The organism is Amylibacter sp. SFDW26 (genome assembly GCF_009184395.1).
In the GTDB taxonomy this organism is placed as follows: Bacteria; Pseudomonadota; Alphaproteobacteria; order Rhodobacterales; family Rhodobacteraceae; genus Amylibacter.
The window spans coordinates 328,047-342,571 of record NZ_WEIC01000001.1 but is presented as its reverse complement, the minus strand read 5'-3'; the positions used below and the strand labels follow the sequence as shown (position 1 = coordinate 342,571).

General features: G+C 44.4%; 14 protein-coding genes and 1 riboswitch. Of the genes, 5 read left to right on the top strand and 9 right to left on the bottom strand.

The features are described 5' to 3' along the window. Nucleotides 1-127: 127 nt before the first annotated feature. Together F9L33_RS01780 and F9L33_RS01775 are read left to right on the top strand one after the other, a co-directional pair. Nucleotides 128-1,216 (top strand): calcium-binding protein, encoded by a 1,089-nt coding sequence (locus tag F9L33_RS01780; RefSeq protein ID WP_152141018.1) that lies wholly within the window; start codon nucleotides 128-130, stop codon nucleotides 1,214-1,216. Between the two features lie 234 nt (nucleotides 1,217-1,450). After that, nucleotides 1,451-2,485, top strand: coding sequence for a Hint domain-containing protein (locus F9L33_RS01775; protein WP_152141017.1), 1,035 nt, complete (start codon nucleotides 1,451-1,453; stop codon nucleotides 2,483-2,485). Between the two features lie 382 nt (nucleotides 2,486-2,867). Here F9L33_RS01775 and F9L33_RS01770 read toward each other — a convergent pair whose 3' ends face one another. Continuing rightward, the gene (locus tag F9L33_RS01770; RefSeq protein WP_152141016.1) at nucleotides 2,868-3,725 is read right to left on the bottom strand and encodes an SDR family oxidoreductase; all 858 of its coding nucleotides are present in this window, start codon (nucleotides 3,723-3,725) and stop codon (nucleotides 2,868-2,870) included. A 137-nt stretch (nucleotides 3,726-3,862) separates the two neighbouring features. On the opposite strand from F9L33_RS01770, the gene F9L33_RS01765 reads away from it, so the two are divergent. Further along, entirely contained in the window at nucleotides 3,863-4,444 is a 582-nt protein-coding gene (locus F9L33_RS01765) for a TetR/AcrR family transcriptional regulator (RefSeq protein ID WP_193221938.1), read from the top strand. A 68-nt stretch (nucleotides 4,445-4,512) separates the two neighbouring features. On the opposite strand, the gene F9L33_RS01760 is transcribed toward F9L33_RS01765, so the two are convergent. The 4 genes from F9L33_RS01760 to metZ form a co-directional block, all read right to left on the bottom strand. Beyond that, entirely contained in the window at nucleotides 4,513-5,922 is a 1,410-nt protein-coding gene (locus F9L33_RS01760; RefSeq protein WP_152141014.1) for a pyridoxal-dependent decarboxylase, read from the bottom strand. Between the two features lie 128 nt (nucleotides 5,923-6,050). Continuing rightward, on the bottom strand, nucleotides 6,051-7,499 hold the full coding sequence (locus tag F9L33_RS01755; protein ID WP_152141013.1) for a TrkH family potassium uptake protein: 1,449 nt from the start codon (nucleotides 7,497-7,499) through the stop codon (nucleotides 6,051-6,053). Between the two features lie 59 nt (nucleotides 7,500-7,558). Further along, nucleotides 7,559-8,182: a GTP cyclohydrolase I FolE gene (gene folE / locus F9L33_RS01750; RefSeq protein ID WP_152141012.1), complete on the bottom strand. Its 624-nt coding sequence runs from the start codon at nucleotides 8,180-8,182 to the stop codon at nucleotides 7,559-7,561. Nucleotides 8,183-8,312: 130 nt separating this feature from the next. Next, nucleotides 8,313-9,491 (bottom strand): O-succinylhomoserine sulfhydrylase, encoded by a 1,179-nt coding sequence (metZ, locus tag F9L33_RS01745; RefSeq protein WP_152141011.1) that lies wholly within the window; start codon nucleotides 9,489-9,491, stop codon nucleotides 8,313-8,315. Between the two features lie 58 nt (nucleotides 9,492-9,549). Continuing rightward, nucleotides 9,550-9,627: riboswitch (SAM riboswitch) on the bottom strand. A 101-nt stretch (nucleotides 9,628-9,728) separates the two neighbouring features. Here metZ and F9L33_RS01740 point away from each other — a divergent pair. Next, on the top strand, nucleotides 9,729-10,463 hold the full coding sequence (locus tag F9L33_RS01740) for a hypothetical protein (protein WP_152141010.1): 735 nt from the start codon (nucleotides 9,729-9,731) through the stop codon (nucleotides 10,461-10,463). 66 nt (nucleotides 10,464-10,529) lie between these two features. Continuing rightward, nucleotides 10,530-11,228 carry a glutathione S-transferase N-terminal domain-containing protein gene (locus tag F9L33_RS01735; RefSeq protein ID WP_152141009.1) on the top strand — a complete coding sequence of 233 codons (699 nt, stop codon included), beginning with the start codon at nucleotides 10,530-10,532 and terminating at the stop codon, nucleotides 11,226-11,228. 9 nt (nucleotides 11,229-11,237) lie between these two features. Here the strand turns inward: F9L33_RS01735 and F9L33_RS01730 are convergent, their stop codons facing one another. The 4 genes from F9L33_RS01730 to ftsY form a co-directional block, all read right to left on the bottom strand. Beyond that, complete coding sequence (locus tag F9L33_RS01730; RefSeq protein ID WP_152141008.1) at nucleotides 11,238-11,840, bottom strand: inner membrane-spanning protein YciB; 603 nt, start codon at nucleotides 11,838-11,840, stop codon at nucleotides 11,238-11,240. A 20-nt stretch (nucleotides 11,841-11,860) separates the two neighbouring features. After that, entirely contained in the window at nucleotides 11,861-12,763 is a 903-nt protein-coding gene (locus F9L33_RS01725; protein WP_152141007.1) for an EamA family transporter, read from the bottom strand. Then, nucleotides 12,760-13,305 (bottom strand): DUF1697 domain-containing protein, encoded by a 546-nt coding sequence (locus tag F9L33_RS01720; RefSeq protein ID WP_152141006.1) that lies wholly within the window; start codon nucleotides 13,303-13,305, stop codon nucleotides 12,760-12,762. Before F9L33_RS01720 ends, F9L33_RS01725 begins: the two co-directional genes overlap by 4 nt. Further along, nucleotides 13,305-14,525: signal recognition particle-docking protein FtsY (gene ftsY / locus F9L33_RS01715; RefSeq protein ID WP_193221936.1), on the bottom strand; the 1,221-nt coding region annotated here is incomplete at its 5' end. The genes ftsY and F9L33_RS01720, both read right to left, overlap by 1 nt.

The following is a 14,525-nucleotide window of genomic DNA, read 5'->3' as shown; positions in this document are numbered from 1 at the left end:
CAAGCCAAAGGGTCAATTGCGCATCACTATTTACAACTCCATAAGTCATTGTTTTCACCAAAACTGTTGACTTGCTTACATAAAACATCCCAAAATAAGAACAATTATAAAAAAAGGATTTTTGATTATGTCTGTAACATATACATCTGGAACAACTTTATCCTTCCAAGAAGTCATGTTCACATTCGAAGATATGATCACAGGGTCCCAAGTTTCAGATATAGAACCGCCCTCTTCTACAGTATACACCATCGAAAAAAATGGCTTTGTGAACAAATTCATCGGTACAGATCTTGTGTACACCGTGATTAATGGCAACACTTTTATCACAGGCGGTACAATCCAAGAAACCCGCTTAGAAGATGCCGATGGTAATCTTATAGGTTCCCTATCGAACCTAAATCTACCCGCACAAGACGTAACAGACGCTTTGATTGCAGAAGCAACTGGCATAGATGTATTTGCCTTAGAAAACTTATTTTTCAATCAAAATTGGATCATAAACGGTGCTGATGGCATTGATAATATTTTTAGTGCCGACCAAGACAGTGAAGATGGGCAAGCTTTTGGTTTCACTGGTAACGATCGCGCCTTTCTGGGTGATGGAGATGACTTTATAAATCTAGGTTCGGGCAGCGACAGAATTTTTGGCGGCGAAGGTAACGACACACTCATCGGAGGAGCCGACAGAGACAGGCTTCGCGGTGACGAGGGCAATGACGCACTATATGGCGGAACAGGTGATGACAATCTAAAAGGCGGCATAGGTGATGACCTTCTAAACGGGGGAGCAGACAATGATGTTTTGCGTGGCCAACGAGGCAATGACACATTGCAGGGTGACGACGGCAATGACCGTATTTTTGGAAACGGTGGCCGCGATGTTCTATACGGCAATGCAGACGACGATAATTTAAATGGCGGTGGCGGCCGCGATATTTTAAATGGCGGCACAGGCAACGATATTTTAACAGGCGGCAAAGGTAGAGATACGTTTGAATTTATCTCGGGTGACGGGAGTGACACAATCACCGATTTTGAGATCGGAACAGAGACACTCATTATTAATGGTATCGAGGCATTTACCAACGGTGTTATCGACAATGAAACCTTGTCAGACGGTACAGAAATCACGGTCAACGTGACTGCTGATGGCTACGAAGTCATATATGGGACTGACGACATAATTTTTATCGGTGCAGAATTAATAGTATAGGGCATTATTAATACCTTATTTCCGAAGCATTATCCCCATAAACACTTAGGCATCTGCATACGTGCAAATTCACGACACAAAATATCTATTCTTCATTACTTAAAACGCTTCAAAGTAACATTTTGTTTACAACGCTTTAGGTTTACGTGACGTCACATTGCTTCTTTTTGACATAATTCCGCTTAATTAAAAAGTTACAAAAATTGACAATGAACAGTCTTAAGAAGCAACCTAATGATCTTAGAAGCGTACAGCACCACTGCATTGAACTTTTCGGGTAACACCGTATCCCTTCCTGCTGACTACGACGAGAATACAGATGTATTGCTTGATATCGATGACGATGATGGTGTTTTTGAAGGCGATCTAAACAATAATGAAGACGGGAATGATTCAAATCAGTTTGGGACTGTTACAGACCTAAATGGCAACTTTATAGCAGGTGGACCAACCACAACTATTTATGCTGAATCACAATTCAATTTGGTTGCACCAGATGGGTCCACAATAACGTTATTTCGCGTGGAAGTTGACAGCAACCCAAACAGTAATTTTGGCAACGGTATTTTCGTAGGCCTTTTACCAACCGCACCTTTAGAACCAGGTGTGACTTATACATTCACAACTTCAAATACGGTTCCTAACAATGATCTTGAATTTGATGATATCGTTGGCGCTGTTTGCTTCACGCCTGGAACAAAAATTACGACCCCTTCAGGGGACAGGTTTATCGAAGACCTTAGTGTTGGTGACTTGGTGATTACAGAAGACAACGGTGTTCAAGCAATTCGCTGGGTTGGTCGTAAGAGAATTACCGGGGCACGCTTATATGCCCATAATAACTTACGCCCTGTTAAAGTTAAAAAAGATGCCTTTGGCAAAGGTCTCCCATCTGCGGATATGTGGTTATCACCACATCACCGCGTTTTAGTAAGTGGCTATAATCTATCGCTAAATTATGGCACTCAACAAGTATTAGCACCAGTAAAAGGGCTGTGTAATGATCACAGCGTCTTTACGGATTATAACGTCAAGTCTACGGAATATATCCACATCTTGTTTGATCGCCATGAAGTTGTCTATTCAAATGGATTGCGTACAGAAAGCTTCCATCCAGGTGCCGTTGGCTTGGAGACAGTTGAAGATGGTGCGCGTGCTGAACTGTTCCAAATCTTCCCTGAGCTACAACACAATCCAGAGTGTTTTGGCCCAAGCGCACGTAGATCATTGAAGGTCAGTGAAACACGTTTTGTTGCGCCCAGAATATAATTCATAGCGCGCTAGAGTTTTATTATGCCTAAATGATATAAGTCATGTGTATATTTCACATACACTATAGTCAGTGCCTTAAGGTAAGACGTGATATTAGCGCAGAATTACAAGCAAAGGGCATGCAAGCGTTCATGATACAAGCAGTCGCTTGCAATTTTGCGAACGTCATAATTCATAATCTATGAGTGATCGTTTTTAAATGTATCTGAATTCGTGGTTCAAGACTACTATGGATCGGCAGCTGAATATAAATGCTTTCCAAAAGGGTCATTTACTATACCCGCAACCAGTACTGCCAAAATAAATATACCTTTCCAATATCTGGCACTCTTTTCACAGATATGATCGATGCCCCATATATTCGAGACACAACCCCCCTTTATTTCAAGAGTGCGTCAAATACGTATGCCTGTTGTTTAGCACCAGTTGGATCTAACTCCGTCTTGAAGTGCGTAAAATTTTCACCCCATTTTGAGGTTCGTTTCCGTATTGGTGGTTCAGGCGAATCTACACACTCCATAACAACGGCAGCCACTTCATCTGCAGTCTGATAAATATCTGATCCGCTTTGACGATTTTGGGAACCACCAACATACCTCTGCAAGATCGGTAGGTATTCATCATCCAACATGCCGCCAGTTGTTTCCATTTGTTTCATAATGTTAGCTGCGAATTCTGACTCGATCCCACCTGGTTCAACCGTCGTAAAATTTATGCCAAAGTTCGGCGTCACGTAGCATGCTAAAGCTTCGGTAAACCCTTCAACTGCAAATTTGGCAGCACAGTAAATTTCGTTAAAAGGTTGGCCAACTAAACCACCTACAGATGATACAGTTAATACGTGCCCCGATCTGGCTTTGCGCATATGTGGAATGACCGCCTTTGTACAACGCACCACTCCCATGAAATTCACATCCATAACCCAATTTATTTCATCTTCTGTAGCCTGTTCAGTCGTGCGGACAAACCCTGCACCAGCATTGTTGATTAAGGTGTCGATCTTACCCTCTTTTTCAAGAATAGTATTTACCGCAGCGTTCACAGATGCAGTATCTTGAACATCTAACTCTAAAACATTCAGCTTTATCTCTGCTTCTGCGGCAGCAGTATCAAGCGCACCGCGTTTTGATAAATTACGCATGGTTGCATAAACGTTATGACCTGCTTTGGCTGCTTGAACAGCAATACTAATTCCAAGCCCAGATGACGTACCAGTAATAAGTATAGTTTTAGACATGTGCGCTTCCTTGGTCTGAAAATAAATTAACACCCACAATTAATGAGCATATGCTCATATCAAATACTTTACAAGAGAATTTTGTTGGCACCTATAGATTTGAATTGATAAGACTTAGTACAGACAGGAGTACATTTATGGCACGCCCCAAAACTGGCGATAAACCAAACGACATACGCAACGCCACTGTTAGAGAAGTCGCGGCTATTGGTTCTACAGCTGTATCCGTCAACAAAATTGCTAAGCGCGCAGGCCTGTCCGTTGGAACAATATATCGCTATCACAAGACCAAAGACGATTTACTATTCTGGGTATTTCTTCAACTCAAACGAGACATTCACAAAACCATGATGGATGCAGCTGGTGATTTACAAGGCGCATCGCTGCGTTTGCGTGCAATGTGGTTCGCACTAATTGAATATGGCTTCAATGCACCGCAGGATTTTTTACTCGTAGAAATGATGAGCGCAGAAACACGTCCATCATTTCTTGAGAACAGCGAATTACAAGCAATCCAGAATGAAGTTCTTGGCGAAATTCAGGCTGGGATTGATCAAAGGGTATTGGTTAACGTCCCAACAGCAACGATTGAAACCATTCTGGCATCTCCAGCAATCACACTTGCACGTCGTGCATCCCTAAGTGGTATACAAATAGAAAAAGAAGAGCTCGACAGAATATATAACTTAATCTGGCGTGGTATAGCACAAGATCATTAACATCATATAATTGTCATACGCTCAATGCACGTTCTGTGCACGCGGATCATACCTCCCTCTTGAGGAAATTAAGACAACTCGCCTCCAATTTTTGTAATGGCTTCTACCAACATATTTAGATCCGAATTTTGTGTACGATGGTTGGTCAAATTCACCCGTATAGCCATCTGCCCATTGATCACAGTCGTTGATGGCACAGCGATACCGCTTTCTTGAAGACGCACAACAATCTCTTCGTTCAAGGCATCATTATTGTCCTCAAACACATACCGGAATGCGCAGATATTCAGCGGCACAGGTGCAAGCATTTCCAATTTATTTGAAGCGTTTACAAGACCTTCCAGATACTGTGCCTGTTCAATGTTGCGATCAATCACATCTGCCAAAGCTTTTATACCATGCTCTTTCAAATGCGCCCAAACTTTCAACGCACGAAAACCACGTGATAATTCGGGCCCGTAATCCACAGCCCAAAACGCCCCACCCGCAAGACCACGTTCTGATCCACGCAGATACTCAGGGCGATCCGAAAACGAAGCGCGGTGTGCCGCTTCATTACGGATCAGCACACACCCCGCATCGTAATTGACCTGCAACCACTTATGAAAATCAAAGGCTAAACTATCCGCACGTGATAATCCTGTTAACCGTGATTTCGCATATTGCCCAATATTCGCCGTCGCCCCAAAAGCGCCATCAACATGGAACCACATATCATTTTGCGCAGCAATATCAGCGAATTGTTCTAAGTCATCGATTGCGCCCATATTCACAGCACCTGCTGTACCAACAATCAAAAATGGCGTCAGGCCCGCAGCCTTGTCCTTTGCAATCATGTCTATAAGTGCGTTTGCATCCATTTCGAAAGCATCGTTACAAGACACTTTACGCAATGCGTCTTTGCCGAGCCCCAAGATATCAAAGGCCTGTGCAACACAGCTGTGCGTTTGCGTGCTGGTGTAACCAACGAGTTGACCTTGTGGCGCGCCACTTGTTTTTGCAGTATCAATCCGTTGATCACGCGCAGTTTTCAATGCAATAACCGTAGCCATTGATGTACCTGAAACGATCAAACCTGATGTTTCTTTTGGCATACCAACCATTTCTGCTGCCCAAGACAAAACCTGACGTTCAACGATCGGGGCAACATGATCACGGCCGCCTGCATTCACATTCATTGCTCCCGCAGCAATTTCAGCCATCAAACCTGAGGGTGCCCCTGCCCCATGAACCCATCCAAAGAAACGTGGATGAGTGTTTCCAACGCCATACTGTAAGAAGCTTTCTAAATCCTGTTGGACATCTGCGGTTGTAGACCCATTCATTGGCAAATCTGTTTCAATTGCAGAGCGCTGTTCATCGGGCAAAGGCGTCCAAACACGACCTTCGCGGGCATTGGTTAATTTATCAATAGAAGCATCCAACATTGCATGTGCAGAGGCGCGAAATGCGTCCCAATCCTTCGGGTCTAATGTCATAGCAGTTACTCTCTATCAAAAGTCTTATATTTCAATACACTCATATACGGAGCATATTGGAAATGCACCGTTCATTTTGGGTATTTCGGATATTTAAAAACCAGATTTCGGTTATATGCACAACGGCACTAACCTCGCCAAAAAGCCCCAGTAAACAAAACATAAACGGCCATCAATTCTAGGCGCCCGACTAGCATGCCGGCAACAAGCAGCCATTTGGCTGTATCATTAACATTCGCAAAGTTACCTGATGGGCCAATTTCCGGGCCTAAACCTGGCCCAATGTTAGCTAAAGCCGAGGCAGCCCCCGAAATTGACGTAATCATGTCTAAACCAGTCATACCTAACCCAACCGCTAGAACTGCCAAGGAAAGGATGAACAGCATAAAAAAGCCCATAACAGATGAGATTACATCCTCTGCAACCGTTCGCCCTTCGTATTTTGGCATAAAAACACCATTGGGGCTGTGAATACGTTGAAGTTGGGCGCGGATTGAAGCGTAAAGCAATTGAAACCTGAATATCTTGATCGAGCATGTCGTGCTACCAGCGCACCCCCCGACTAAACCCACCATGAAGAGCAAAGTAATCGGAAAACTGCCCCAGCGCATATAGTCATCGCTGGCGTATCCTGTGCCTGTTAGAATAGACAAACCATTGAAAGCCGCTTTGCGTAAGGCAAATTCAGATGAATTTGTTACAAAGGCAAACCGCCAGAGTGTCAGCAATATAACAACCGTTATTGCTGTGATTAAGAACGTTCTTATCTGAGTATCCCTCAGAATTGGCTGTATAGAACCGCCAACCATCTGCACATAACGCACAAAGGGTAAACAAGCCAAAATCATGAAGACAACAGCGACATATTCAGAGCCAATACCAAGACCGCTGAAGCTGCTATCATAATTGGCAAAACCACCTGTCGCAATCGTGGTCATGGCATGAACAATACTGTCAAACACACCTTGCCCTGCAATGCGGTATGCCATAGCGCACATGATTGTCAGACCTATATAAATTGAGGATATTGTACGTGCAATTTCAGCGGCACGCGGCAGAACTTTACCAAATGTATCAAAACCTTCGGTGCGGAAAATCTGCATACCACCAACGCGTAACAATGGTAAAAAAACCATAGCAACAACAATGATACCAATACCGCCAAACCATTGCATCAAACCGCGCCAAAGCAATAAGCCACGGGGAAGATCGCTTAGCCCTGAAAATACGGTTGATCCAGTTGTGGTTAGCCCGGACGTTGCTTCAAAAAACGCATCTGTATAGCTGGCTTGTGTAGCACCCAACCAAAACGGTATTGCGGCAAAGATTGGCAGAACCAACCACACACCTGTAGTCAAAAAAAACGTCTGTTGAATATTTAAACTGTCTTGCCCTTCTGTAGCACATGCAAGCGATACTGTACCGCCAAAAACCGCAGTCATAAAAGCACACAAAGCCCATATTTTCCAATGAGGGTCATTGTCGTAAAGGTCCATCAACATTGGCAGAAACATCGTACATCCAAGTACAACAACCAATAGACCAATCACGTATCCTGCGGGTCGAAAGTCAAACATGAGTTTAGGCTTGGCGTTTTGCCACGCATCCGTCAAGCATTTTCAATGAATAGAACAGTTTAAGAACTGCGGCTCACTGGGTTACCAACGAGTTTTAAGAATTCTTGGCGTGTAATATCGTTGGTGCGAAATGTACCCATCATACGGGATGTGACCATTGTGACACCATGCTTATGAATGCCCCGCGTCGACATACAGTGATGTTCACCTTCCAATACAACAGCTACACCGCGCGGTTTTAAACCCTCTTGCAATGCATTTGCAATTTGTGCCGTCATTTTTTCCTGCACTTGCAACCGTTTACCATAAGCTTCCACCAAACGGGCCAGTTTAGAAATACCAACTACGCGGTCTGTTGGCAGATAACCAACATGGGCTTTACCAATAATTGGCGCCATATGGTGTTCGCAATAACTTTCAAAACGGATGTCTTTAAGCACAACCATTTCGTCATAGCCTTCGACCTCTTCAAATGTGCGTTTCAAGATGTCCATTGGATTTTGGTCATAGCCACGAAACCATTCGCCATAAGCTTTGGTCACGCGTGCTGGTGTATCTAAAAGACCTTCACGATCAGGGTCATCTCCGGCCCAACGCAATAATGTACGCACAGCATCTTCTGCTTCTTCCCGAGATGGACGTGTCTCAGCAAGTTTATCTTTTGCTGTTTTATGGTCAGTCATAACATAGTCCTTAGTCATACCAATTTCAGGCGAATATGGCGTTTTAAATCACAAGTTTCCATAGAAACCTTATGGATTTCCGCCCTCGTTCACAGAAAACACGACGATTTACCATATAAACATCAGTTTTTTAGGCTTTTTCCAAAGCCTGCTTCAAATCGTCCAGCAAATCTTGGCCATCTTCCAGACCTATGGAAATACGCACAAAACCGTCTGTAATCCCCAAATCGGCACGCTGCTCATCACTTAAACGTTGATGAGTTGTCGTTGTCGGATGTGTAATCAATGACTTAGCATCACCAAGGTTATTCGAGATTGTGATGATATTCAGTGCATTGATGAATTTAAATGCAGCATCTTTACCGCCATGCAAATCCAACGATAGCACTGTACCACCTGCTGTCATTTGTTGTTTGGCTAAAGCTTGCTGAGGATGACCGTCCGCGAATGGGTAGATCAAACGTTTCAGTTTATTATGACCAGCCAAACCATCCACCAACAGGTTGCATGTTGCAGCCTGAGCTTCGCACCGCAAAGCTAGCGTTTCTAAGCCTTTCAACATCACCCAAGCATTAAATGGACTCAACGCAGGACCTGTGTGTTTGTTGAAGGGTTCAAACGTTTTGCGGATAAACTCTTTCGTGCCTAAAACAACACCACCCAAACAGCGCCCCTGCCCGTCGATGTGTTTTGTGGCAGAATAAATCACAACGTCTGCACCCAATTCCAATGAACGTTGAAACACTGGTGTGGCAAACACGTTATCTACTACCACTGTTGCACCTGCGGCATGCGCAATCTCAGATACGCCTGCAATATCAATCACTTCAAGCGTCGGATTAGATAATGCCTCTAGGAAGGCAACTTTTGTATTCGGCTTAAAGGCAGCACGCCATTCATCAAGGTTTGTGCCATCAACGAATGTTACCTCAATGCCCCAACGCTGCAAAATGTCTTCGACAACGAACAAACAAGACCCAAACAGGGCTTTGGCTGACACGATATGATCGCCAGCACGTAGCATCGAAAACAATGTGCCAGACACAGCAGCCATACCACTTGCAGTCGCGAACGCATCTTCGGCACCTTCTAGTGCAGCTATACGTTCCTCGAACATGCGCACTGTTGGATTACCGTAACGTGCATAGATATACTCATCCTCGCCAGATTCGATAAACCGTGCTTCGGCCTGTTCAGCGGTATCATAAGCAAATCCTTGTGTTAAAAACATCGCTTCTGACAATTCGCCAAACTGGCTGCGTTTTGTACCTGAATGCACAAGTTTTGTCTTTGCGTTCCAATTATCCATAGTCATAACTTTCCGGGCTCCGCCCAATAAAAAACCCCAACCGATTTAACAGTCGGGGTCGCAAATCGCCCTGACCTCTTTAGCGGCATATTTAACGAGGCCCACAATCCGGTTACAAATCGCCTCAAATTGTAATTACTTAATCTATATTATGTCGTCAATGCCCCTAACCACTTTACTGTTTAGAAATCCAATCACGATACAACACAATCATAAGAGCAGTAAAAAGAGTATTGAATGACAGTGTTTCGAGTGCAGTCGCAGGCGGGGGAGATTTATAATCCCCGTTATCCACGACGTGATGTGATGGGTTTATTGGCAAAGAAGATTGAGCAATTTTCTTCACCTCCAAGGGTTTCAATACAGTTGCCAGCCCATCACCAATCTTCTCCTTTTGCGTTACACCCCCCTGATCATAATACGTTGGTGATTGATTTCAGGTGGCTAGGCTATGCTGCTGGATTGAAAGCACTGCCTGATTTATCAGTTCCATATCATAAAGCAGGACAAGAAGCGGATGGTTTATCTTTTTTAATTAACAGCTTGCGCGAATATGCACCTGATTGTGCTGTCGATGTAGTGGCACACCGCTTTGGTGCACGTGTAGCACTTGCTGCTATACGTAAAACTAAATCGAAGATGTGGCGTAATTTGCTGTTATCCAATGCTTTTGAATTTTCAGCGCAAGCATTATATGCATTAGATTGCCCTATGGGTGCACATTTAAGAATACACAATCTTATCGCGCAAAAACGCCGTATGCTGCCATATCTGTTTGATAAGTTGGGACCAAAACCTGGACCTGCGGATCAAGCTATTTGCTTTGGTTACAAATTTCCGCATTCAAATTGGGTTGAAGTGCCTGAGGCTTCTGAAATGGCTGAGGATTTGATGTTAAGAATGGGTGCAAATATCATTGCATCCCGGCAAAGACGTATAGCCCTTTTCACAAACTTGTTGGCAACAAAATAACACGCCATGAATTGACCACTTCTATATTTGTGCCATGGTAGCCAAAAGATATTCAGGAGCAATCATATGGCAGACCCAATTGAACTGTTTTTTTGGCCAACACCAAACGGATGGAAAGTTTCAATTGCATTAGAAGAAATGGGGATGCCCTATAATCTGAATCTGATTGATATAGGCGCAGGAGATCAATTCAAACCTGATTTCTTAAAGATTGCCCCTAATAACCGTATGCCAGCTATTATTGATCCTGAAGGGCCAGATGGTGAACCCATTTCGATTTTCGAATCTGGCGCAATTTTACAATACCTTGGGCGCAAAACAGGGCAGTTTTATGGGGAAACTGAACGTGATCGTATTGAGATTGATCAATGGGTGATGTGGCAAATGGGCGGCCTTGGTCCAATGGCAGGACAAGCGCATCATTTCCTTGCTTATGCACCGAACATGGAACCGCCAAATGATATTCCATATGCAAAAGATCGGTACAGAGCGGAAACCAAGCGGCTTTATGGTGTTTTAGATCGCCAACTTGAAGGTAAAGACTATATCTGCGGCGATTATTCCATTGCCGATATGGCCTGTTGGGGTTGGGCCAGTCTTTGGGAAAAACAAGAGCAGGATTTATCAAATTTTCCGAATATGGGAAAATGGTTAGAGCGCTGTGAAAAGCGCCCAAAACTTATGGCTGGGCGTGCTGTTGCTGCAGAAAAGCGTAATAATTTACGTGGTAAAGATGCGCAAAGTAATTTGTTTAAAACAAAGTAAAAAACGCGGTTAATTCTTATCTTTATCTAACCCATATTTTGCCAAAACGCCGCCCTGGGTCATGAAGAATAAGAAAATCGCGGCAGTCAGGCCAAATGTTTTGAAATTCACCCATGCGTCTGTAGACATCGTACGCCACACAAATTCATTCATCACTGCAAGAACAAAGAAAAACATGCAGATGCGTTTGGTTAGGATCATCCAACCCTCATCCTGCAATGGCATTGCTTCTTCCATCACGGCTTTTAAATAAGATTGCCCACGCATTAAGCCAAAAGCCAGAATGCCGCCGAATAAAATGTAAATGATCGTTGGTTTCATTTTGAAAAAACGTTCGTCATTGAACCAAACAGACATGCCGCCAAACACAACAACCAAAACGGCCGTCATGAGCTGCATTTTAGAAAGCTTGCCTGTCAAAGCCCAAACGATACCAGTACAAACCAATAAAACTGGAATGAACCCTGCAGTCGCAATAATGAAACCTTCATACTCTTGACCAAAGACTGTATAAACATTGTCTTTCATCTTTGTATAAGCGATAAAAAATAGGACAACTGGTCCTAGCTCCAAGACCATCTTTAAGCCTGAACTTATCTTCTTTTCTTCCATTCTTGCCTCTTATGTACGGCTTATCCGCCGAATTCCACCAATACTGCGCCACCAGCAATCGCACACATTAGGAATGCCTGCAATGGGCCTACTTTCTCTTTCAGAAAAAACCACCCGATCAATGCTGCGAAGACAGGGGATGTTTCGCGTAAAACCGCTGCTTCACCGACTTTATCCAACCGTGTTGCCATCATAATGGAACCAAAACTCAAATAAGCGACGATGCCTCCAATAAACCCACGCACCATTAATGGACGCACTTCTGGTGGGGTGTCCATACGGCACCACATCACAAAAGCGACAAATGGGAAAAGCAATCCATCGATAAAGAAAAACCATGCAAGGAATGTGAATGGGTCAAGTGTGGCACGGATACCGTAGGCATCATATGTAGTGTATGCCGCCACCATAAAACCACCAGCGACTGCCCATATAAGCGCAAGTTTTAATTCACCACGATCAACGGTTTCACGCCTTAGATTTACAGCCGCCAATGCAAAAATAGCTAAAGTCAACAGCCCTAAGCCACTCCATTGCAACACTTCAAAATGTTCACCAAAGATCGCACCAGCAGCGATAACAGTAACAAGCGGGCCAAGTCCACGCACGACAGGATAAACCACAGTATAAGCACCATGCGAATAGGCCATACCTTGGGTGATTTTATAAATCACGTGGATTACAAACATGCCTGCAAAGATCAACCACATATGCGGTTCAGGCCATGGAACAACAAACAATGCAATTGGCATCGCCATCAAACCATATGAAAAATCAATAGCGCCCCGTGTAAGCCACGGATCATGGCGACCCTTTTGCAAAGCACCAAAAATCGCATGCATTAAGGCGGCGAAAAGCGCCAATCCTAACGCTAATTGACTGCCTGCGGGAGTGCCTGCAATGGACACTAACCAATCGCTCATTCTGCAACCATCAAAGCCGCTATTTTTGAAACACTGCGCAAGTTTCTGGCCGTGACCGCGACTGGTAATAAGCTTTCCAGTTTAGCCGCAAGTTTTGAGCGGCCGATGCCATCGGGGGCAGATAAAATGATCCCATTATTATTTTGAAACAGCTGTTCTGTTTCAGTTGCAAATGCCATAAGCGGCTGCATATCAAGCTTTTCCTCAGGCTTTGAAATAAAGAAATAGATTAGAATACGCGAGGGGTCCCCTTGGAATGGGATTTGCGCTAGCACCTCTTCGATATCAGAATGCGATAGGGCAATCATAGGCACATCGATATCAAATTTGGTGTTTAAAACCCTTTTAAACAAATCATAAGCTGCGTTGAAATCCATATCAGATTGCACAACAATATTACCGCTTTGAATATAGGTTTGCGCACTCAAAAAACCCGCATCAAACAGTGCTGTACGTAATTCCGCCATTTTCAATATATTGTGTCCACCAACATTCACACCACGCAATAAAAACGCCCATGTGTTATGATGTTGGATACTCATTACAAAGTATGTCCAGTTAAAGCTTGTGCGAATTCTTCAGGATCGAACGGGGCCAGATCATCAATTTGTTCACCCACACCAATTGCATGGATTGGAAGACCGAATTTATCCGCTAATGAAACCAATACGCCGCCTTTGGCTGTACCGTCTAATTTGGTCATCACTAAACCGCTCACATCTGAAATTTTTTGGAATACCTCAACTTGGCTGACAGCATTCTGCCCTGTTGTTGCATCTAAGACCAGCAGCGTATTATGCGGCGCTTCGGGGTCTTTCTTGCGAATAACACGCACAATTTTGGCAAGCTCTTCCATCAAATCTTGGCGATTTTGCAAACGTCCTGCGGTATCGATCATCAATAGATCAGCACCATCAGTTTCCGCTTTTTCCATGGCTTCATAGGCAAGCGATGCTGGGTCTGATCCTTCTGGTGCTGTTAATACGGGTACACCAGCGCGATCCCCCCAAACTTGAAGCTGTTCCACGGCCGCAGCACGGAATGTATCACCAGCGGCAATCACCACAGATTTCCCCGCAGCTTTGAATTGGCTGGCAAGTTTCCCGATTGTAGTCGTTTTACCGGATCCATTCACGCCCACAACAAGAACAACCTGTGGTTTTTTGGGATAAAGCGGCATTGGTTTGGCAACAGGTTCCATAATCCGCGTCACTTCGGCGGCTAAAAGACCTTTGATTTCATCCGTGCCGAGTTTTTTACCAAAACGTCCTTCTGCCATTGCGGCAGATACTCGTAATGAGGTTTCAACGCCCATGTCAGCCGTGATCAGAAGCTCTTCTAAGCTTTCGAGCATGGCATCATCAAGCACACGTTTAACAACTTTTTTCTTTGGGCTGCGTCCAAGAACACGACCAACTAGACCCGTTTCCTTTTCAGGTTCAGGGGCAGCGGCTTCTTCAACCCCACTTTGTGGGGCATCATCAACCGCAGGTGCCGCTGGCACCTCTGGCTCTGCTTTGCGACCCAACATACGCCCAATAAGCCCAGGCTTTTTCGGCGCAGGTTTTGGCACAACCTTTTCAGGTTCCACAAAAGGTTTTGGTTCGACCACTTCAGGTTCAGCAATAATTTCTGGCTCTGGCTCTGGCTCTGGCTCTGGCTCTGGCTCTGGCTCTGGCTCTGGCTCTGGCTCTGGCTCTGGCTCTGGCTCTGGCTCTGGCTCTGGCTCTGGCTCTGGCTCTGGCTCTGGCTCTGGCTCTGG

Coding starts and splice junctions, on each gene's coding strand:
- F9L33_RS01780 (WP_152141018.1), top strand. CDS start 128: ATGTCTGTAACATATACATCTGGAACAACTTTATCCTTCCAAGAAGTC.
- F9L33_RS01775 (WP_152141017.1), top strand. CDS start 1,451: ATGATCTTAGAAGCGTACAGCACCACTGCATTGAACTTTTCGGGTAAC.
- F9L33_RS01770 (WP_152141016.1), bottom strand. CDS start 3,725: ATGTCTAAAACTATACTTATTACTGGTACGTCATCTGGGCTTGGAATT.
- F9L33_RS01765 (WP_193221938.1), top strand. CDS start 3,863: ATGGCACGCCCCAAAACTGGCGATAAACCAAACGACATACGCAACGCC.
- F9L33_RS01760 (WP_152141014.1), bottom strand. CDS start 5,922: ATGACATTAGACCCGAAGGATTGGGACGCATTTCGCGCCTCTGCACAT.
- F9L33_RS01755 (WP_152141013.1), bottom strand. CDS start 7,499: ATGTTTGACTTTCGACCCGCAGGATACGTGATTGGTCTATTGGTTGTT.
- folE (WP_152141012.1), bottom strand. CDS start 8,182: ATGACTGACCATAAAACAGCAAAAGATAAACTTGCTGAGACACGTCCA.
- metZ (WP_152141011.1), bottom strand. CDS start 9,491: ATGGATAATTGGAACGCAAAGACAAAACTTGTGCATTCAGGTACAAAA.
- F9L33_RS01740 (WP_152141010.1), top strand. CDS start 9,729: ATGACAGTGTTTCGAGTGCAGTCGCAGGCGGGGGAGATTTATAATCCC.
- F9L33_RS01735 (WP_152141009.1), top strand. CDS start 10,530: ATGGCAGACCCAATTGAACTGTTTTTTTGGCCAACACCAAACGGATGG.
- F9L33_RS01730 (WP_152141008.1), bottom strand. CDS start 11,840: ATGGAAGAAAAGAAGATAAGTTCAGGCTTAAAGATGGTCTTGGAGCTA.
- F9L33_RS01725 (WP_152141007.1), bottom strand. CDS start 12,763: ATGAGCGATTGGTTAGTGTCCATTGCAGGCACTCCCGCAGGCAGTCAA.
- F9L33_RS01720 (WP_152141006.1), bottom strand. CDS start 13,305: ATGAGTATCCAACATCATAACACATGGGCGTTTTTATTGCGTGGTGTG.